The organism is Salidesulfovibrio onnuriiensis (genome assembly GCF_008001235.1).
Lineage (GTDB): Bacteria > Desulfobacterota > Desulfovibrionia > Desulfovibrionales > Desulfovibrionaceae > Pseudodesulfovibrio > Pseudodesulfovibrio onnuriiensis.
In genome coordinates, this window is record NZ_CP040751.1 from 1591701 (window position 1) to 1612507 (window position 20807).

Genomic DNA, 20807 nt, shown 5'->3' on the forward strand with positions numbered 1-20807 from the left:
ATTCATCGTTCGGCATGCGACAGCGGGCCGCCCGATGATTTTCAAACATGCGTTCTCCGACATACCTTAAATCGGCTCGTTAGGAAAGGGTCGCGCTTGGGTTTCTCGTTGTTGTTCGCGGCCTAATTTTCGTTTTCCAGTTCAATGACAAGCTTTTGTAACGTTTCGGACAATGTGCCGATGCTGGAGATGGAAACGCATTCGTTGGCCCCGTGGATGGAGCCGAAGACCTCCGCGCCCCAGACCACGCCGGCCATGCCGTTGGGCTCCAGGTAGCGCGCGTCGCTGGCCCCGTGTTCCTGTACGCGCTCGGCCCCGGAAAGCTCCAGGAGCCGGTCCGTGTATTTCGAGGCCGGGGAGGCGAAGACCGGGTCGATGCGCATCACCTCCACCTCGCCGTTCACGGCGTCGCGGATCTGCGCCACGAGCGCCTCGGGATCGTCGTTGTCGGTGTAGCGGATGTTGAACTGGCCCACGGCCACGTCGGGAACCTGGTTGATGGATTCGCCCGCGCGGACGATGCCGAAGTTGACGGTGCGGTGCCAGTGTTCCTCGTTTTCCTCGGTGAACAGCGCCTTGAGGGATTCCCAGTCGCGGATCAGGGCCTCGATGGCGTTGTGTCCCAGCCAGGGGCGCGCCCCGTGGGCTGCGGTTCCCCGGGCCGTGATAGTCATGTTGATGATGCCCTTTTCCTTGAGCACCATGCGCTGGGGCGACCCGCCGTCCAGGGCGATGACATAGTCGGCCTGGACCTTGGTCAGGGCATGGCCCGCGCCGTCGGGCCCGCCGGTTTCCTCGTCGCCGGTGATGAGCACGCCCAGGGCCATGTCCTTGCGGTCCTTGCCCTGTGCGCGCAGGGCGGCGAGGCGTTCGCGGAAAAGAACCAGCGAGAGGGCGGCCGCGTACTTGTCGTCGCCCGCGCCCCTGCCGAAGAGCTTGTCCCCCTCGATGCGCGGCTCGAAGAGCTTTTCCTCGGCGTCCACCACGTCGATGTGGGACATGAGCATGAGCCGGGCGCGCTTGCCTGCCTCGGGCATGATCGCAATGGACGGCACGCCGTTGTGTTCCAGGTATTCGCCTTCCATGTCGTGCTTTTTGCACCAGTCCAGGATGAACCGGGCGCAGGCCCGGGTTTCCTCGGGCCTGGAGTGCATGGTCTTGAATCGGATCAGGTAGCTGGTCAGCTGGATGATTTCGTCGAGCATTGTCATGGTTGATCCCGCGGGGCTATTTGATGACGTCGAGTTCGCGGCCGACCTTGATGAAGGCGTCCACGGCGCGGTCCACGTGGGCCCGGGTGTGGCCGGCGGACATCTGGGTGCGGATGCGGGCCTGGCCCTGGGGCACCACCGGGAAGCTGAAGCCCACCACGTAGATGCCTTCCTCCAGCAGGCGTGCTGCCATCTTGGAGGCCAGCACCGCGTCCCCGAGCATGACCGGGATGATGGCGTGTTCGCCGGGCACCAGCCTGAACCCTGCCGCTTCCATGCGGGCGCGGAAGTGACGGGCGTTGTCGTTCACCTGGTCGCGCAGCTCGCTGGTTTCCCGGAGCATGTCCAGCACGGCGATGGAGGTGGCCGCGATCACCGGGGCCAGGGTGTTGGAAAAAAGGTAGGGGCGGGAGCGCTGGCGCAGCCATTCGATGATCTCCCTGCGGCCCGAGGTATAGCCGCCGGACGCGCCGCCCAGGGCCTTGCCCAGGGTGCCGGTGACGATGTCCACCCGGTCCATGACCCCGCAGTATTCATGGGTGCCGCGGCCGTTTTCGCCCACGAAGCCCACGGCGTGGGAGTCGTCCACCATGACCATGGCGTCGTACTTGTCGGCCATGTCGCAGACCCCTTTCAGGTTGGCGATGATGCCGTCCATGGAAAAGACGCCGTCCGTGACGATGAGGCGGTAGCGGCAGTCCTGCGCGGCCTTGAGCTGCTCTTCCAGGTCGGCCATGTCGTTGTTGGCGTAGCGGAAGCGCTTGGCCTTGCACAGGCGCACTCCGTCGATGATGGAGGCGTGGTTGAGCTGGTCGCTGATGATGGCGTCCTCGGGGCCGAGGATGGCCTCGAACAGGCCGCCGTTGGCGTCGAAGCAGGAACCGTAGAGGATGGTGTCCTCCATGCCCAGGAAATCGGTTAGCTTGTCTTCCAGGGTCTTGTGGATCTCCTGGGTGCCGCAGATGAAGCGCACCGAGGACATGCCGAATCCGTGCCTGTCCAGGGCGGCGTGCGCGGTTTCCACCAGTTTGGGATGGTTGGAAAGGCCCAGGTAGTTGTTGGCGCAGAAGTTGAGAACCTCGCGGCCTCCCCGCACCGTGATCTCGGCCTGCTGGGGCGAGGTGATGATCCGCTCCTCCTTATACAGGCCCGTTTTCTTGAGTTCCTCGGTGTGCTCTGCCAGCTCTTTCAGCAGGTCGTTACGCATTTCAATCTCCATGTATGGTAAAGAATTCGCAAAATGAATAAATAATAATTGCTTGTACGATAATATCGATACTATCCATTTCCACTATCCGCAACAACGGTGGGGCCCGGGACGCGGCTTCCCGGGGCAAATTGACGAACGCGCAGAAAAGTGGCTATAAATTAAACCATTGCGCGAATGAGAGAGCGCGCACAGCACCCGCCACCGCCACACAAGCTGTCACAGAGAGGGAGTTTATGGTCAAGAAAAAACAACTGACCCTGGACGAGATCGATCACAAGATCATCCAGGAATTGCAGGAGAACGGACGCGAGTCGTACAAGAACATCGCCCGCAAGCTCAATGTTTCCGACGGCACGGTGCGCCTGCGCACCGAGCGCATGATACGCGAGGGGTATCTGCGCATCACCGCCTCGGTGAATCCGCTCTTTTTTGAAAACACCCTGACCGCCATGATCGGCATCAACCTGCGCAACCCCGCGCACCGCGAGATCATGGAGGAGATCGGCAAGCTGCCCGCCGTGCAGTCGGTCATCAACGTCACGGGCCGTTACGACCTGATCATCGAGGTCTTCGTGCAGTCCCGGCGGGACATGCACCGTTTCCTGGTGGAAGAGTTGGCCAACATTACGGACATCACCTCCACCGAATCGTTCATTTATCTGGAAGCCATCGACAAGTGGGTTGAACTCAAGGTCTGATCGGTTTTCATAAACGCACGATTGATTCGTTGCTGCCAAAAGCCAGCTCCTCGCGTATGGATTCATGCGCTTCGGGCTGGCTTTTTTTGTTCCTTGCGTTCGCGCATTTTTAACACTTTGTGTTTTTTTATAAAAAAAGGCCGCTCCATGGGGGGCGGTTTTTCTGTGTTCAATATAATGGAATTCTGTCCGCATGTCGGCGACAGTGTGCATAAGGGACATTCTTATGAAAAAACTACCCATTCTTGCCATGTGCGCGCTGCTGATGCTGCTGGGGTTGTCTTTGGCAATCGCCCAGAATCCCAAGCCGTACCGTATGGTCTGCTATCATATTCCCTATCTGGTGGACGACGCAGAGTATGGCGCATTCATTCTTCTTTTCCAGGAGGCGGCCCGGCGGGCGGGGGTGACCTACACCATGGAGATGCTTCCCACCAAGCGGGCCATGCGTTTTTTCGAGGATGGGGAGGCCATGGGCATTGTTCCGGCCCTTCGCACGACCCTTGAAAAGGACGCTGCATTGACCCGGCAGATATTCATCAAGAAGATTGTCGCCTTTGTCAGAAAAGGCTCTCCCATCTTGCGGTCCATCAAGGATTTGGCCGGGAAGAAGGTCGGTTTGACCCGAGGGTTTTCCTATCCCGGTTCCATTACAAAAAACAGAAGAATTCTCATCGATTATGCGGACACCACCGAGGGGAGCCTCAAGAAGCTGGCCGACGGGCGTCTCGATGTGGTTGTGGCCGACGGGTACACGGCCTTTTACGCCATGAAGGAATTGCAGTTGAACGATTTGGATTTTGATCTTTCCGCCGTGCTCAACATGCAGCCGGTGTTCATCGCCTTCCAGCCCACGGAGGAAGGCAGGGAGTTGGCCGAGAAGATATCGCGGGCCATCGACTCCATGGAGGCGGACGGAAGCATGCAGGAAATTCTGCCCGACATGAATTAAACGGGATACAAAAAAAGGCCGCTCCAAACGGAGCGGCCTTTTTTTGTTTGCGTTGATGGACAGGTTACTGGGCGTCGGCCTTGAGGTCTTCCACCAGCTGCGACAGCACGTGGGCCTGGTCGGCCAGTCCCTGGATGTCCTTGTCGGAACGGCTGACGCGCTCGGTGTTTTCCTGCGCAATGGCGTTGATCTCGTCCACGCTGCGGGTGATCTGCTCGGAGGCGGCGGACTGTTCCTCGGCAGCGGCGGCAATGGACTGCACCTGTGCGGCGGCTTCCTCTGCCATGCTGACGATTTCCTTGAGCTTCGCCCCGGATTCGTTGGAGACATCCGTGGCGCCGTTGATGGCTTCCACGGCCTTGTCCATGCCCTGTACGTTGAGCTGGGCCAGGTGCTGGATGCCCTGGATGTTCTCGCCCACTTCCTTGGTTGCGCCCATGGTCTTTTCGGCCAGCTTGCGCACCTCGTCGGCAACCACGGCGAATCCTCGTCCGGCCTCGCCAGCGCGGGCGGCTTCAATGGCCGCGTTGAGCGCCAGCAGGTTGGTCTGGTCCGCGATGTCGTTGATCACGTTCATGACCTGGCCGATGGCCTCGGACTGGGCGCCGAGTTTGTGCATGTTCTCGCGTAGTTCCATGGTCAGCTTCTGCATGTTGGCCATGGCCTCCACCGTGTCGGAAACCAGGTCCGCGCCCTCCAGGGCCTTGATGCGGGACTGGTCGGACTGCTGGGCGGCGTCGGCCGCGTTGCGGGCTACTTCCAGAACGGTGGCGTTCATCTCTTCCATGGCCGTGGCGGCCTCGTGGATGCGCGCCATCTGGATGTCCGTACCGGAGCGGATTTCCTCGCTTCGGTCCGCGATGTCGCCGGTGGCCTCGTTGACGCGGGTGACCACCCCTTCCAGGCGTCCGGCAGCGGTGAGCATGCCTTCCTTGGTGGCCACTTCGGCCTTGGCCATGGCTTCCTCGGCCTTTTGCAGCGCTTCCTGGGCGGCCGCGGCCTGCTTGTTGGCCTCGGCCTCCTTGGCCTCGATCCCCTTGATGTTCTCCTTGAGCGTGGAGATCATGGAGTTGAGGGAACGCTGCATGAGCGAGGTCTCGTCCTTGCCCTTGGGATGGAGCTGCACGTCCAGGTTGCCGTTGGCAACCTCATCGGCGGCCGCCATGGTTTCCCGCAGGGGCTTGATGATGATGTTGGCGATGAACAGCACGACCAGGAACAGGATGGCGATGGCCACCACGCTGATGACCACGCTGACGATGACAAAGGAATCGGCCTGCTCGCGCACCTTGTCCATGGGCACGACCACGGCCAGACTCCAGGTGGTGCCGGTCTTGCCCACGGTGATGGGGGCAAAGGCCACGTAGGATTCCTCCCCGTTGACATCGGAAACGTCGGTGAAGGTGAACCGTTCGCCGTACTTGATGGCCTTCATGGCCGCATTGAGGTGGTGGGCGGGCAGGTGGTCGGATATGTTCTTGGCCACGATCGCCTTGTCCGGGTGGGCCACGATGGTCCCCTTGCTGGTGACCAGGAAGGCGTAGCCGGTTTCAAAGGGCTTGATGCCCAGCACGGTCTTCTGCAGATCGTTCAGGTAGAAGTCGACGCCCACCACGCCGATGTTCCTGCCGTTCTTCTTGATGGGGTGGCCCGTGGAGGAGAGCCAGAAAGTCTTTCCGCCCGCTTCGTAGGGGTAGGGCTCGGTTATGGTCTCCACGTCGCCGGACATGGGATTGTCGAACCATTCATGCCCGACCATGACCGAAGTCCCGTCAAAGCTTTTGGCGATCTTGCCGTTGTCCCGGTAGTACCAGTTGCGGTAAGCGCCGTTGTAGATGTCCTTGTATTCTTCCTCGCGTCCGTCAAAGGCGTCGGGCAGGAACGCGCACCATGTTCCCGCCAGTTCCTTGTGACGTTCCAGAGTCTGGATGAGAATGGAATCCAGATCCTCGCGATCGGGGATCCGCATGAAGGCGGCGCTCCGATCGAAAGTTGCCGCCAGGGTTCTGGTGACGGTCATGGCCAGGTTCATGGTGTTGGCCACGTCCAGGCTGTATGCCGCAGCCTTGTCGTGGGCCATTTCCTTGGCTTGGGTGATGGCCATGTCCTGGGCCTTCATTGTCATGACCAGGCTGGATACCGTCAGAACCAGGAGGACGATGGAAAAAATCGGAATCAGAATTTTGAGCTTGAGGCTCCAATCCTTGAATTTCACGAGATACTCCTCATGGATGTAGTGATGCTCCCTATATCGAGCGCGATTAGCCGATCATCTTGCGGAAGGCAATCAAAATCGGCCAAAAACCTTGCATAACGCCGAAAAGGCCACCCATTATGGGTGGCCTTTGGAATCTATAGATGATTTGAGTCGCTAGCAGCCTTCTGCCTTGAGTTCCTCCACCAATTGGGAGAGCTCCCGGGCCTGGTCGGCCAGTCCCTGGATGTCCTTGTCGGATTGGTTGACGCGGTCCGTGTTTTCCTGGGCGATGGTGTTGATCTCGTCCACGCTTCGGGTGATCTGCTCGGAGGCGGCGGACTGTTCCTCGGCGGCGGCGGCGATGGACTGCACCTGGGCCGCGGCGCCCTGGGCCATTTCGACGATCTCGGTCAGCTTGTCTCCGGAATCGTTGGAGATGTCCGTGGCGTTGTTGATGGCTTCCACGGCCTTGTCCATGCCCTGCACGTTGAGCTTGGCCAGGTGCTGGATGCCCTGAATGTTGTCGCCCACCTCCTTGGTTGCGCCCATGGTCTTTTCGGCCAGCTTGCGCACCTCGTCGGCCACCACCGCGAAGCCCCGTCCTGCCTCGCCCGCGCGGGCGGCCTCGATGGCCGCGTTGAGCGCCAGCAGGTTGGTCTGGTCCGCAATGTCGTTGATCACGTTCATGACCTCACCGATGGCTTCGGACTGAGCCCCGAGCTTGTGCATGTTTTTCCTGAGCTCCATGGTCAGTTCCTGCAGGGCGGCCATGGCTTCCACTGTTTCGCTGACAAGTTCCGAGCCTTCCATGGCCTTTGTCCTGGACTGGTCGGCCTGCTGGGCCGCGTCGCCCGCGTTGCGGGCCACTTCCAGCACGGTGGCGTTCATTTCCTCCATGGCCGTGGCCGCCTCGTTGATGCGTTCCAGCTGCACGTCGGTGCCGGAGCGGATCTCTTCGCTGCGCCCGGCAATGTCGCCCGTGGCCTCGTTGATGTGGGCAACGACGCCCTCCAGGCGGCCTGCGGCGGTAAGCATGCCTTCCCTGGTGGCCACTTCGGCCCTGGCCATGGCTTCCTCGGCCTTTTGCAGGGCTGCCTGGGCGGCTTCGGCCTGGGTGTTGGCCTCGGCTTCCTTGGCCTCGATGCCCTTGATGTTGTCCTTGAGGGTAATGACCATGGCTCCCAGGGATTCCTGCATCTGCGCGATTTCGTTTTTTCCCTGCGGGTTCAGCGCGATGTCGAGATTGCCGTGGGCGACCTCGTCGGCGGCACTCATGGTTTCACGCAAGGGTTTGGTTATGGATCGGATGATGTAGATGCTCATGGGCAGAACGACCAGGACGAGGATGCCGGCAATGATGCCGGTGCGGCTCAGGGTCTGATGCTCCACGATGTCGTCGATCTGCCCGGAGACGGTTGCCTTGGCCGTATCGATGTTGTCGATGTAGATGCCGGTCCCGATCCAGAAGCCGGTTCCGGGTATCATTTCCGCGTAGCCGAGCTTGGGCTGGTCCCCCATGCCGGGTTTGGGATAGATGTACGAGACGAAGCCGCCGCCTCCATGGGCCTGCTTGTCCAGTTCCTTGATGAAGAAGACGCCATTCTTGTCCTTGGCCCCCTGGATGTCCTTCCCGTGCAGGGATGGCTTGGTGGGATGGGCCAGGGTGGTGGTGTCCTTGTTGGCAAAGAAATAGCCGGAACTGTCCTCCTCGAAACGGATGTTCTTGATGGCCGTCCGGATGGCCTCGACCTTTTGGTCCTCGCTCAGTCCCGTCAGAAGGTCGCCGAGGGAGATGGCCATGGCGTGGGTGGCGATTTTTATCTTGGATTTTTCCAGTTCAAACATGTTTTTCTGCAGTTCGCCGGTGGAAAAACTTCCGATGGCGTACATTGTTTTGATGAGCATGAGGACCGCCAGAACAAGGCAGCCGAGAACGAGACTCAGAAGACCGAAGATTCGGTGTCGGATGGAAAGATTGTTGAACATGATTTCCCCTTCTAGTGTGGTTTGCAGAGCATTGTTGCTGGAAATCAGCACGCAATAGGGGAAATGTAACGCTTTCTTAACGTGTCACAATAATTATAACAACTATAATAGGTTCATATATTGTTCTGACGAATATTCTTTGCAGATGTGGCACTTTCCCCGAATGGTGTAGTCCGTGCTCGGCCGTATGGGAATGCATTGGTGCGAGCGGAAAACAAAAGGGGCATTCCAGGAGAATGCCCCTTTTGTTTTCCTGATCATTAGCGGCTTTCGGCCTTGAGGTCCTGCACCAATTGGGAGAGCACCCGGGCCTGGTCGGCCAGTCCCTGGATGTCCTTGTCCGAGCGGTTGACGCGGTCCGTGTTGTCCTGGGCGATGGCGTTGATCTCGTCCACGCTGCGGGTGATCTGTTCGGATGCGGCGGACTGCTGTTCCGCTGCCGCGGCAATGGACTGCACCTGTGCGGCCGCCTCCTGGGTCATGTTGACGATCTCGGTCAGCTTGTCGCCGGAGGTATGGGATATGTCCGTTGCGCCGTTGATGGCCTCCACGGCCTTGTCCATGCCGCTCACATTGAGCTGGGCCAGATGCTGGATGCTCTGGATGTTGTCGCCCACCTCCTTGGTTGCGCCCATGGTCTTTTCGGCCAGTTTGCGCACCTCGTCGGCCACCACCGCGAATCCGCGCCCTGCATCGCCCGCGCGGGCCGCCTCGATGGCCGCGTTGAGCGCCAGCAGGTTTGTCTGGTCCGCAATGTCGTTGATCACGTTCATGACCTGGCCGATGGCCTCGGACTGGGCCCCGAGCTTGTGCATGTTCTGCCGCAGTTCCATGGTCAGTTCCTGTAGGTCGGACATGGCCTCCACGGTTTCGCAGACCAGTTCCGCCCCCTCCAGGGCCCTGGCGCGGGACTGGTCGGACTGTTGGGCCGCGTCGCCCGCGTTGCGGGCCACTTCCAGCACGGTGGCGTTCATCTCCTCCATGGCCGTGGCCGCCTCGTTGATGCGTTCCATCTGCACGTCGGTTCCCGAGCGGATTTCCTCGCTGCGCCCAGCAATGTCGCCTGTGGCCACGTTGATGTGGGTGACGACCCCCTCCAGCCTGTCCGCCGCCGTGAGCATGCCCTCCCTGGTGGCGATCTCGGCCCTGGCCATTGCTTCCTCGGCCTTTTGCAAGGCCTTTTGGGCGGCTTCGGCCTGTTTGTTGGCCTCGGCTTCCTTGGCCTCTATGCCCGCGATGTTGTCCTTGAGGGTCATGACCATGGTCCCCAGGGATTCCTGCATCTGGGCGATCTCGTTTCGTCCCTGCGGGTCCAGGGCGATGTCGAGATTGCCGTGAGCGACCTCGTCCGCAGCCTCCATGGTTTTCCGCAAGGGTTTGGTGATGGTGCTGATGATGTAGATGCTCATGGGCAGAACGATCAGGGCGAGGATGGCGGCGATGACGCCGGTTCGGCTCAGGGTCTCATGCTTGACGATGTCGTCGATCTGCCCGGAAACGGCCGCCTTGGCGGCATCGATGTTGTCGATGTAGATGCCGGTTCCGATCCAGAAATCACTGCCGGGGATCATTTCCGCGTATCCCAGCTTGGGCTGGTCCCCCTTTTCCGGCTTGGGATAGATGTACGAGACGAAGCCGCCGCCCCCATGCGCCAGCCTGTCCAGCTCCTTGATGAAAAAGACGCCGTTCTTGTCCGTTGCGCCCTGGATGTCCTTGCCGTGCAGCGAGGGCTTGGTGGGGTGGGCCACGGTGGTGGTGCCCTTGTTGGCGAAGAAGTAGCCGGAATGGTCCTGCTCGTAGCGGATGTTTTTGACGGCTGTCCGGATGGCCTCGACCTTTTGGTCCTCGTCCAGTCCCGCCAGGAGGTCGCCGAGCGAGATGGCCATGGCGTGGGTGGCGATTTGTATTTTGGCCTTTTCCAGCTCAAGCATATTTTTTTGCAGTTCGCCGGTGGAAAAATGCCCGATGGCGCCCATGGTGCTGAGCAGCATGAGCACGGCCATGACCAAACAGCCGAGGACAAGACTCAAGAGACCGAAGATGCGGTAGCGGATGGAAAGATTTTTGAACATGTGACACTCCGTGATTGAGCATGAATAGGAACACAGACAAAGCCCACAATGCATTGCGCAAGGTGGTCAATGAATGCGAGAGCCGTTTTCAAATCCGTGTGTCTGTTCGTAAATGTATGCAATATAGTGTATAGGAAAATGTGACGAAGTAAAGGGGGGCGGTATTTTTTTACTGAGGAGCAAAACCGGGGCGGTGTAGTGCCCGCGCCGCATGCGGATGGATTCGAGGTTCGCGGAACAAAAAAAGGCCGTCCCGGAGGAACGGCCTTTTCGTTTCACATGTGGTCTATCACTTGCCTTCGGCTTTGAGATCCTCGACCAGCTGGGAGAGCTCCCGCGCCTGGTCGGCCAGGCCTTGAATGTCCCGGTCGGACTGGTTGACGCGGTCCGTGTTTTCCTTGGCGATGTTGTTGATCTCGTCCACGCTGCGGGTGATCTGTTCGGATGCGGCGGACTGCTCCTCGGCCGCTGCGGCGATGGACTGCACCTGTGCTGCGGCGTCCTGGGCCATGCGCACGATTTCCTGGAGCTTTGCCCCGGATTCGTTGGAGATTTCCGTGGCGCTGTTGATGGCTTCCACGGCCTTGTCCATGCCGTCCACGTTGAGCTGGGCCAGATGCTGGATGCCCTGGATGTTGTCGCCCACTTCCTTGGTTGCGCCCATGGTCTTTTCGGCCAGCTTGCGCACTTCGTCGGCCACCACCGCGAAGCCTCGTCCGGCCTCGCCCGCGCGGGCTGCCTCGATGGCCGCGTTGAGCGCCAGCAGGTTGGTCTGGTCCGCAATGTCGTTGATCACGTTCATGACCTGGCCGATGGCCTCGGACTGGGCCCCGAGCTTATGCATGTTCTCCCGGAGCTCCATGGTCAGCTTCTGCATGTTGGCCATGGCCTCCACCGTGTCGGAGACCAGGTCCGCGCCCTCCAGTGCCTTTGCCCGGGACTGGTCGGAATGGTCGGCCGCGTCGCCCGCGTTGCGGGCCACTTCCAGCACGGTTGCGTTCATCTCTTCCATGGCCGTGGCCGCCTCGTTGATGCGTTCCATCTGCACGTCCGTTCCCCGGCGGATGTCCTCGCTGCGCCGGGCAATGTCGCCCGTGGCCACGTTGATGTGGTTGACCACGCCCTCCAGGCGGCCCGCTGCGGTGAGCATGCCTTCCCTGGTGGCCACTTCGGCCTTGGCCATGGCCTCCTCGGCCTTCTGCAGTGCTTCCTGGGCGGCCTCGGCCTGCTTGTTGGCCTCGGCCTCCTTGGCCTCGATGCCCTTGATGTTGTCCTTGAGCGTGGAAACCATGGAGTTGAGGGAACGCTGCATGAGCGAGACCTCGTTTTTGCCCTTGGGAGTGAGCTGCACGTCCAGGTTGCCGTGGGCCACGTCCTCTGCGGCTTGCATGGTTTCGTTCAGGGGGCGGGTGATGGAGGTGATGATGAAGATGCCCAGGGGCAGGACGATGATCAGCAGGATGCCGCCGATGACGCCGGTCTGGGTCAGGGTTTCGTTGGTGACGATGCCGTTGATGTGGGAGGATATGGTCGCCTTGGCCTCATCGATGTTGTCGATATAGATGCCCGTGCCGATCCAGTACTTGGTTCCGGGGATCATCATTGCGTAGCTGAGCTTGGGCACCAGCCCCTTGTCGCCCTTGGGATAGACATAGGAAACAAATCCACCGCCGGCCTCGGCCTGCTTGAACAGGTCCTGGACGAAGTAGACGCCGTTCTGGTCCTTGGCGTCCTTGAAATCATTGCCGTTGCGGTCGGGGCGGACCGGGTGGGCCACGGCCACGGTGCCGGTGTAGACGAAATAATAGCCCGACTTGTCTTCCTCATAGAGGTTGCCGGTGAGCGCTTTGCGGAATTCCGCGACCTGCTGCTCTTCGGGCAGGCCGTCGAGCAGGGCGGCAAATGATTTGGCCATGGAGGAAACCGCCACCTGCAGCTTGGCCTTCTGCAGGTCCATCATGATGGTCTGGGTCTCGTTCAGGGAGTAGGCCCCGATGGTGTCCATTGTCCTGACCAGCATGAGCACGGCCACGATCAGACAGGCCAGCATGAGGCCCAGAAGACCGAAAATACGGAACCGTATGGAAAGATTGTTGAACATGAATTCCCCCGCGAATTTTAATGACTATGGACACCATTGCCTAAATTCAGTGCTTATTAGGGGGAAATATAGCGTTTTCTCCGCGCGTTACAATGATTATAATACATTCATACGTTATATTTTCCTTTTGCCGAGGGGAGATTATTTTTGCAGCGAACGAGCCAGTCCGCCCACGGTCTCCAGCGCGTTCTTGATGGAGTCGTTCCACAGGCTGGTACAGCTCAGGCGGATGTGGCTGCCGAACTTGTCCTGGGTGGAGAAGATGGAGCCTGGCGCGATGTTGATGCCGTTTTCCCGGGCCGCGAAAAACAGGTCCACGGAATCCACGTTGCCGGGCAGCTCCAGCCAGAGCACGCCTCCGCCCTGCGGGTGGGTGACGCGGGTTCCCCTGGGGAAGGAATCGCCGATGTGGCGCAGCATGGTGTCCATCTGGCTCTCTATGGTGCGCCGCAGCTTTTTGAGCTGGCGGGGATACCGGCCCTGGCGCAGGTATTCGGCCACGGCCCGCTGGGTGGGGGTGGGGGTGCACACGTTGGTGGTGTACTTGACCTCCATGGCCCGTTCCATGAACCGGCCGGGCAGGATCCAGCCCACGCGGTATCCTGGGCACAGGGTTTTGGAAAAGGACGAGCAGAGCAGGACCAGTCCCTTTTCGTCGTACTGCTTCATGGTGGTGGGGCGCTTGGGGCCGAAGTGCAGGGTGGTGGATACGTCGTCCTCGATGATGGGGATGTCCAGGCCGCCCAGCATGTTTACGATTTCGCGTTTGGCGCTGTCCGGCGTGCAGCTCGAATCCGGGTTGTTGTAGTTGGGCGAGAAGATGCAGGCCTTGATGTCGAACCGGCGCAGGGCCGAGGCCAGGTCCGCCGGGTCCACGCCCCGGTCGATGTGGGAGGGGATTTCCACCACGCGCAGGCCCAGGTTTTCCAGCAGGTGCAGGAAGCAATAGTAGGTGGGGGCCTGGATGAGCACGGTGTCCCCGGCCCGGGTGGTGGCGCGCAGGGCGATGTACAGGGCCTCGAAGCAGCCGATGGTGATGATCATGTCGTCCGGTCGCACCGGGCAGCCGGTTTCCATGTGCAGCATGGCGATCTGCCTGCGCAGCTCGGCGTTGCCCGGGATGATGTCGTATTCCAGGGCGTCTTCGGGGTGCTCGCGCATGACCTGGGACATGACCCGGCTCATTTCCTTGACCGGCAGCAGGTCCGCAGTGGGCTCGAACACGTTCAGGGGCACCATCTCCTTGTCGCCCACCGCCTCCAGCACCGTGCGGATGAGTCCGCTGCGGGTCACGGGGCGGGCCTCGTCCGTGGTCTCGCAGACCGTGTCCGGCGTGGGCATGCGTGGAGCGCTTCGGCGCACGAAAAAGCCGGAACGGGGCCGGGATTCGATGATCCCCTTGCCCTCCAGCTCCACGTAGGCCTGGTTCACGGTGCTGATGCTCACCCCCAGGTCGCGGCTCATCCCGCGCAGGGATGGCAGCTTGTCGCCCATGTTCAGCGCGCCCGAGTCGATCATGCCCAGAAGATGCTTTTCGACCGTCTGGTAACGGAAGTTGTCCTGTTCCAATACGCCCATGTCCGGCTGCTCCCCCCGGCGCCTTTGCCTTGTTGCCGCGCAACAGGCAGGCCCTCGGGTCTTGCCTCATGCTTTCCGGCCGTGGCTGCCTTTATGGGGGAGCGGCCAGTGTGCATGATGACAATCTGTTATGGTTGAAATTCTGAATAACTGTATCTGTACCGATGACAGATAATGGGGTTTACTGCAATCCACGATAGGGAGAATCTTCCGGAATGGTCCGGAGGAGAACATGGATAGAGAGGAAATGGAAAAAGTCATTGAACGAAAACAGGCTTCGGTCTGGCTGGAGGCGGCGCGCAGGTTCGCGCCCCTGGCCATGGGCTACATCCCGGTGGGGCTGGCCTATGGCGTGCTGGCCCAGAAGAGCGGCCTTTCCGTATGGAACACGGTGCTCATGTCCGTGTTCGTGTATGCGGGGTCCTCGCAGCTCATCGCCGTGGCCATGTTCGCGGTGGGCGCTTCGGCCATGAGCATCATTGCGGCCACCTTCATCGTCAACCTGCGGCACCTGCTCATGTCCGCGGCCCTGACGCCGTACCTGAAGAAATGGAAGCTTTCGGAACTGGCCGCGTTCTCCTTTGAGATGACCGACGAGACATTCGCCCTGCATTCCGCCCGGTTCAGCGAAGGCGACATGGACAGGCGGCTGACCTTCTGCATCAACCTGCTGGCCCATTCGGTCTGGGTGGCGGCCTCCTTTGCCGGGGCCCTGGCGGGCAGCGGCATACCGGACGTGGAGCCCCTGGGCATGGATTTCGTGCTCCCGGCCATGTTCATCGCCCTGTTGGCCATGCAGGCCAAGAACGGGCTGCACTGGCTGGTGGCCGGTTTTTCCGGGCTGGTCTCGGTGGTCCTGCTCCAGGCCGGTTTCGAGCAGTGGAGCGTGATTCTGGCGACGGTTCTCGGTGCAACCCTTGGCGCGGGAGTGATGGCGTGGAACAACAGGTAGTCTTTTTCATCATCCTGGGCATGTGCGCGGTGACCTACATTCCGCGCGTGGCCCCCATGCTGGTGCTGGCGTCGAGGTCCATGCCCGAATCCGTGGTGCGCTGGCTTTCCTTCGTGCCCACGGCCGTGCTCTCGGCCATGCTGGTCCCGGCCATTGTATCGCCGGGCGGCGAGCTGGCCCTGGACGGCGGCAACCTCTTTCTCTGGGCCGGGGTGCCCGCGTTCGTGCTGGCGGTCTGGACCCGCAGCTTTTTCGGCACCATTGCCCTGGGCATGGCCATCGTGGCCGGGGCACGGTACTTTTTGATGTAACCGGCAACACGCAGGCGGTTCTGTATTTCAGGCTTTCCTCTCCTCAACAAAACGGAAGGCGCGGCCGCAAACCTGGCGGAAGGCGACCGCAACCCACCTGCATACCTATAATCCCCGGCCCCTCATTGCCGGGGATTATCCTTTTCGGACAAGAACATTTTTTTGGAATACTACGGACGAAACAAGGAGTTGTTATGAAGACCATCGGTCTGTTGGGAGGCATGAGCTGGGAATCCACAGTCACCTACTATCAGCTTGTGAACCGGGGCGTGGGCGAGCGCCTGGGCGGCTGGCACTGCGCCGAGATCGCCATGTTCAGCGTCGATTTCAACGAATACGTGGACTGCATGCGGGCCGGGCAGTGGGACCGGATCGGCGAGAAGCTGTCCGACGGCGCGCGCCGCGTGGAGGCCGCCGGGGCCGACCTGCTGCTCATCTGCACCAACACCATGCACAAGATGGCCGATGTCGTGGCCGGGAGCGTGAATATCCCGCTCATCCACATCGGCGACGCCACGGCGGAGGCGGTCAAGGCCGATGGCCTTTCCTCGGTGGGGCTGCTGGGCACGGCCTTCACCATGGAGGACGGCTTCCTGCGCGACCGGCTGGCCGGGCACGGCATCGAGACCCTGGTGCCGGAAAAGGAGGACCGCGACCGGGTGCACGCCATCATTTTCGACGAGCTGGTCAAGGGAGTGATCACCGATGAATCCCGCGCCGAATACCTGCGGATCATCAATGACCTCCGGCGGCGGGGGGCGCAGGGCGTGGTGCTGGGCTGCACCGAGATCGGCCTGCTGGTGGGACCGGACGACACGGATCTGCCCCTGTTCGACACGGCCGTGATCCATGCCGGGGCCGCAGTGGAGGCCGCCCTCGGCTAGCGCCGGACCGGGGAGTAACACTTGACCTCCTCCTCCGAGATGATACAGGGTGCTGTCCACGGCTGGTTCGGGCCGTGCAGATCATTTTGAGGAGGCTGTTTGTGAGTAGTACCCTGGAGATCCCGACCCTGAAGGCCGCGCTCGAGCGAAGCGTGGAACTGTATGCCGACCGTCCGGCTTTGAGCTTTGTGGACGGCGAGCAGACCACCTATGCCCGGTTCCATGAACTGGTCAAGGACGTATCCATGCTGCTGCAGGACCGGGGCGTCCTGCCCGGCGACCGCGTGGCCCTCATCGGCGAGAACATGCCCAACTGGGGCGTGGCCTATTTCGCCATCACCTCCATGGGCGCCGTGGCCGTTCCCATTCTGCAGGAATTCCACGACACCGCGGTGCATCACATCCTGCGCCACAGCGAATCCGTTGCCGTGTTCGCCACCAACCGCTTCATGCACAAGGTGGAGGAGGCGGACAGCGACGACCTGCACACCACCATCGTGCTGGACGACTTCACCGTGCTCGGCCATAAGGACGACCTCCGGCAGAGCTTCAAGGAAGCCATGGCCCATGCCCGCTCCCGCTACGAGCAGGTCAAGGACAAGGTCATGAAGCTCATGAAGAAGAGCGAGTCCCATGAGACAGGCCCGGACGACACGGCCGTGATCCTTTACACCTCGGGCACCACCGGGCATTCCAAGGGCGTGATCCTGACCCACCGCAACGTGGTCTTCGACGCCGAGTCCACGGCCAACATCGTCAATGTCACGCAGGAGGACCGGCTGCTTTCCGTGCTGCCCCTGGCCCATACCTACGAATGCACCCTGGGGCTGGTCATCCCGGTGCTGCGTGGCGCTTCGGTCTTTTACCTGCCCAAGCCGCCCACGCCCAGGACCCTGCTTCCGGCCATGGAAAAGGTGAAGCCCACCTACCTGCTCATCGTTCCCCTGATCATCGAGAAAATTTACAAGAACCGCATCCTGCCCAAGCTGGCCGGGTCGGGCATCGGCCGCAATCTCATGAAGATCGGCGCGGCCAAGAAAAAGCTGCAGCAGGTGGCGGGCAAGAAGCTCATGGAGGCCTTTGGAGGCAACATCAAGTGCATTCCCATCGGCGGGGCCTTCCTGTCCCCCGAGGTGGAGCTTTTCCTGCGCAATGCGGGCATCCCGTACGCCATCGGCTACGGCATGACCGAGACCTCGCCCCTGGTGTCCGGTTCCACGCCGGAAATGACCAAGTATCGCGCCGCCGGGTACCCCATCCCGGGCGTGGACGTGAAGATAGAGAAGCCGGACCCGGAAACCGGGGAAGGGGAGATCCTGGTCAAGGGGCCCAACGTCATGCAGGGCTATTACAAGGCCCCCAAGGTCACCGAAGAGGTGTTCACCGAGGACGGCTATCTGCGTACCGGCGACCTGGGCTACATGGACGGGGACGGCTACATCTTCCTGCGCGGCCGGCTCAAGAACGTGATCATCGGCCCCAGCGGGGAGAACATTTACCCCGAGGAGATCGAGGCCATCCTGAGCGAGTGCGACCATGTGCTGGAATGTCTGGTCTTCAGGCAGGAGGGCAAGATGGTGGCCAGGGTGCACCTGGACTACGAGAGTTTCGATGAAAAATACAACACCCGCAAGATGACCGAGACCAAGGCCCGGGAAAAGGTCGAGCAGCTGCTCGAGGACATCAAGAAGAAGGTCAACGGCAAGGTGTCGTCCTTCTCCAGGCTGGCCAGGATCATCGAGCAGGTGGAGCCCTTCGAGAAGACGCCCACGCACAAGATCAAGCGGTTCCTCTACATTGACGAGGAAGAGAACAGAGTGAGATAGACAAAGGCGGCTCCACATGGGGCCGTCTTTTTTTCGCTCTGTGTCTGCCTATTCCCAGATGGAGATCCGTTTGGTCTTTTCTTGGCCAAACTGGGTTATGTCGCTTCCTCTGGCCTTGAGCAGTATTCTTCTCCCTTCTTGAGTCCAAGTGTTGATGAGCTTAACTTTTTCCACCCTGGCTCTCCATTTCTCGAAGAAGATTTGGGCATACCTTTCTTTTTTCCCGAATAAGCTCGGGACAGGGAGATAGGGGATGCTGAATGGGTTGCTTACTTTGTATATTCGTTTCAGTAGAAAACGATTGTTGGTAATGGGACCAAGCAGTTCTTCCAGGCAGCCGTAAAAGAGGCATTTTTCATACTTGGTGCCTCCTCGAAGGTAGCAATAGACGGAATCTGTGCTTTCCTGCACCGTTGTGATTGTTATTCGCCTTGGGTTTGTTTGTAGTTTTCTTAAAGCCACGAGGGTATCCAAGATGGCGGCCCCCATGTATTCCATGTTGTTTTTAATGGACTTTGTCCGGAAATAACGGATGGTTCCCTTCAGTGCGTAGTAGCCAGGAAACAGCAGTGTGAATCCGAAAATGAAATGTGCCGTCTCGACTGGAATGCCGCGCCAAATTGCCTCGTTCATTTCTCCATAAAGTCTTAGGGTCAGTATCCCGGCGGCCAGGAAAAAGGCTATGACAAAGTCATGGAAGCCATAAACCCTGGGGACATGACTTGACCTGACTGCCTCTCTCAGCTTTGGTTTTTCACTATTGCCCACCAGGGCAGTGTCCCATTCGTCGGGTAAGCGAGAGCGTTGCATGGCCAAGTCTAGGCTCTGTTCATTGAATGATTGGATTGATGGTTTATCCCATTGAATTTTATCGATTCCCAAACGTTCTACTCCGTTGACTATCACGTGGGGCGGTTCGTAGCTGGGGCCTTCAAAAGCCGTGAAACGGCGTCTCAGGTTCTTGAAGTCTTCTCCTAGCTCGTTAAGTCCCAACTCGGTTGGGTCCAGCCCATACAAGGGGGCAATCCGTTCAATCGTGGCTATGTGCTGTTGATGGTTTATCAAGTCCAAGGTTGCCATGTGCCAGATGTTGGCGACTTTGGTCCTGCTCTTCGGGTTGGTGCGTATTGCGCGGCCCCGCATCTGATTGGAAAGCATGTAAGAACCTACATAAGTGGCAAGTATGAGGGTGTTGAGGGATGGGGCATCCCAGCCTTCTCCCAACAGCGCCTGGGTACCGACTATGGTATTGATTGATCCAGTGTTGAAGAGTTCTGTGACAAGATGAACCATGCGGTTTGCCGCTTTACCTTGTGCAGTTATTTTTGCAAAACGTTCGTCAAAGGCCGTGGGCTTTATGGAAAAGGCCGTTTCATCCAGTCCCATTTGCAATGCCTTGGCTGTAAGCAATTGTCCTGCATCGGTAGGAATGACAACCAAACTGCCGGTAAGGATGCAAGGCTTGAGTCCCGGGATATTGTTATTTCGCAGCTTTTCGAAAATGGGCACCACTCCGAGAGCTGGTATGGAGCCTTGTTTTTTTTCGCTACTTGGAAAATGTTCCTTGCGAATATAATCAGCCAGGATGACGAGACGAAGTTCGTCCCCCATGTTTTTTGTTTCTGCTCTCGTTACTTCAAGAATACTGTTGAGTTTGCTGGTGCTTTTGGCCAACAGCTTTTTCATCTTAGGTGGGTTGAAGAGGCAGATTGAATTGCCGTTCATTCCACCGATTTTTCTAAGCTTCTTTTCTATGTTCCTTCTTAAATCATACTTTTCCATGCACCAGCCATCGACTTTGACCAGAACTGCTTCCAAGAGATTGGCCAGCCATTCGGTACTGAGTGATGGGAATGAAGCTTTGTCGATGCCCAGAATTTCTATGTTCTTATGGGGGATGGTGACACCGGTGGCATTGAGGAAGACAAGTATGGCCGTATAGTGACGTGGCTCCCGCAGGATCTCTTCAATGTGTTTGCTGGGGTTCTGGTACCAGGAGTGGGCGAGGAGCATCTGGATGAACTCATCATTATTTTTAAGCTCCTCTTCAAAGGAATCCACAGCATGGTTGAATTGCTGAAGAGCTTTTCCTGTCAACTCGTCAGGAAGAGAAAAATGCACATAATCCTGGTGCGGGCATAGGTCACCGCGTTTGATCAGTTCTGGAACGGAAATTTCCGAGTCGATGGCGCCGCAGAGTTCTTCGTAGCGGTCCCATTCAGAGCTGGTGACGTCGTAGGGCGGGGTGGCCGTCAGGGACACCACTGTGGGATCGCTAAGTTCTCCCTTGAGGTGGGTAAGCGCTTTCCACCATTCGTTGCGCAGGTGGTGCGCCTCGTCCAGAATCAGCGTCTTGATTTTGCACTGTTTCAGGCGGTTGATGATCGTGGCGGCCTTGGCAAGGGCAGAGGCCTTGCTTTTTGGCTCCGCCTCATGGTCATCCTCGCCGTTGCTTCCCCTGAAGGCGGTGTGCAATGCTTGGTAGGTGATGACCGTGAGCCGCTCCGGTTTGGTGACGTCCGTGGATATCCAATCCACAGGCAGGCAATGTTTCGGGACGAACATGGATTTGAGACGCTGTATCCACTGGTCGCGGATGGCCAGGCTCGGTGCGATGATCAGGGTCGGCTGGTTGAGTCTGCGCATGACCTCCAGCCCGAGGACTGTCTTGCCAGATCCCGGTGCTGCAACGATGTGCAGATTGTTGTCATCAAGATGTTCTTCCAGTTCTCCAAGCACCCGCGCCTGGTATTCGCGCCATGTAGCCTGAAAGCTGAGGTCCTGAAACGGCATTTGTTTTCCTCTTTATGGAGGTGGAATTGTTGTGAA

At 59.4% G+C, this 20807-nt stretch carries 14 protein-coding genes; 6 read left to right on the forward strand and 8 right to left on the reverse strand.

Annotation, left to right across the window (positions count from 1 at the left end):
* Positions 1-122: 122 nt before the first annotated feature.
* Both FGL65_RS07295 and FGL65_RS07300 read right to left on the reverse strand, forming a co-directional pair.
* On the reverse strand, positions 123-1211 hold the full coding sequence (locus FGL65_RS07295) for a M20 family metallopeptidase (protein ID WP_147820550.1): 1089 nt from the start codon (positions 1209-1211) through the stop codon (positions 123-125).
* A 16-nt stretch (positions 1212-1227) separates the two neighbouring features.
* A complete protein-coding gene (locus FGL65_RS07300; protein ID WP_147820552.1) occupies positions 1228-2418 on the reverse strand; it encodes a glycine C-acetyltransferase in 1191 nt (396 codons plus the stop codon).
* 236 nt (positions 2419-2654) lie between these two features.
* Between FGL65_RS07300 and FGL65_RS07305 the strand changes: the two genes are divergently transcribed.
* Together FGL65_RS07305 and FGL65_RS07310 are read left to right on the forward strand one after the other, a co-directional pair.
* Entirely contained in the window at positions 2655-3119 is a 465-nt protein-coding gene (locus FGL65_RS07305) for an Lrp/AsnC family transcriptional regulator (protein ID WP_147820554.1), read from the forward strand.
* A 226-nt stretch (positions 3120-3345) separates the two neighbouring features.
* Entirely contained in the window at positions 3346-4071 is a 726-nt protein-coding gene (locus FGL65_RS07310) for a substrate-binding periplasmic protein (RefSeq protein WP_187170576.1), read from the forward strand.
* Between the two features lie 64 nt (positions 4072-4135).
* Here the strand turns inward: FGL65_RS07310 and FGL65_RS07315 are convergent, their stop codons facing one another.
* The 5 genes from FGL65_RS07315 to FGL65_RS07335 form a co-directional block, all read right to left on the reverse strand.
* Entirely contained in the window at positions 4136-6286 is a 2151-nt protein-coding gene (locus FGL65_RS07315; RefSeq protein ID WP_147820559.1) for a methyl-accepting chemotaxis protein, read from the reverse strand.
* A gap of 156 nt (positions 6287-6442) precedes the next feature.
* Positions 6443-8254: a methyl-accepting chemotaxis protein gene (locus tag FGL65_RS07320; RefSeq protein ID WP_147820561.1), complete on the reverse strand. Its 1812-nt coding sequence runs from the start codon at positions 8252-8254 to the stop codon at positions 6443-6445.
* Between the two features lie 260 nt (positions 8255-8514).
* Positions 8515-10326 (reverse strand): methyl-accepting chemotaxis protein, encoded by a 1812-nt coding sequence (locus FGL65_RS07325; protein WP_147820563.1) that lies wholly within the window; start codon positions 10324-10326, stop codon positions 8515-8517.
* A 289-nt stretch (positions 10327-10615) separates the two neighbouring features.
* Positions 10616-12427, reverse strand: a complete 1812-nt coding sequence (locus tag FGL65_RS07330; protein ID WP_147820565.1) for a methyl-accepting chemotaxis protein — start codon at positions 12425-12427, stop codon at positions 10616-10618.
* Between the two features lie 141 nt (positions 12428-12568).
* Positions 12569-14005, reverse strand: a complete 1437-nt coding sequence (locus FGL65_RS07335; protein ID WP_147820568.1) for an aminotransferase-like domain-containing protein — start codon at positions 14003-14005, stop codon at positions 12569-12571.
* Between the two features lie 232 nt (positions 14006-14237).
* Here FGL65_RS07335 and FGL65_RS07340 point away from each other — a divergent pair, with 232 nt between their 5' ends.
* The 4 genes from FGL65_RS07340 to FGL65_RS07355 all read left to right on the forward strand — a co-directional run bounded on the left by FGL65_RS07340 (position 14238) and on the right by FGL65_RS07355 (position 17978).
* Entirely contained in the window at positions 14238-14957 is a 720-nt protein-coding gene (locus tag FGL65_RS07340) for an AzlC family ABC transporter permease (RefSeq protein WP_250645597.1), read from the forward strand.
* A complete protein-coding gene (locus FGL65_RS07345; RefSeq protein ID WP_147820570.1) occupies positions 14942-15268 on the forward strand; it encodes an AzlD domain-containing protein in 327 nt (108 codons plus the stop codon). The genes FGL65_RS07340 and FGL65_RS07345 overlap by 16 nt, the downstream gene beginning before the upstream one ends.
* Before the next feature lie 194 nt (positions 15269-15462).
* Positions 15463-16152 carry an aspartate/glutamate racemase family protein gene (locus FGL65_RS07350; RefSeq protein ID WP_147820572.1) on the forward strand — a complete coding sequence of 230 codons (690 nt, stop codon included), beginning with the start codon at positions 15463-15465 and terminating at the stop codon, positions 16150-16152.
* A gap of 101 nt (positions 16153-16253) precedes the next feature.
* The gene (locus FGL65_RS07355) at positions 16254-17978 is read left to right on the forward strand and encodes an AMP-binding protein (protein WP_147820574.1); all 1725 of its coding nucleotides are present in this window, start codon (positions 16254-16256) and stop codon (positions 17976-17978) included.
* A gap of 48 nt (positions 17979-18026) precedes the next feature.
* Here the strand turns inward: FGL65_RS07355 and FGL65_RS07360 are convergent, their stop codons facing one another.
* Positions 18027-20771, reverse strand: coding sequence for a DEAD/DEAH box helicase family protein (locus tag FGL65_RS07360; RefSeq protein ID WP_147820576.1), 2745 nt, complete (start codon positions 20769-20771; stop codon positions 18027-18029).
* Between the last annotated feature and the right edge of the window lie 36 nt (positions 20772-20807).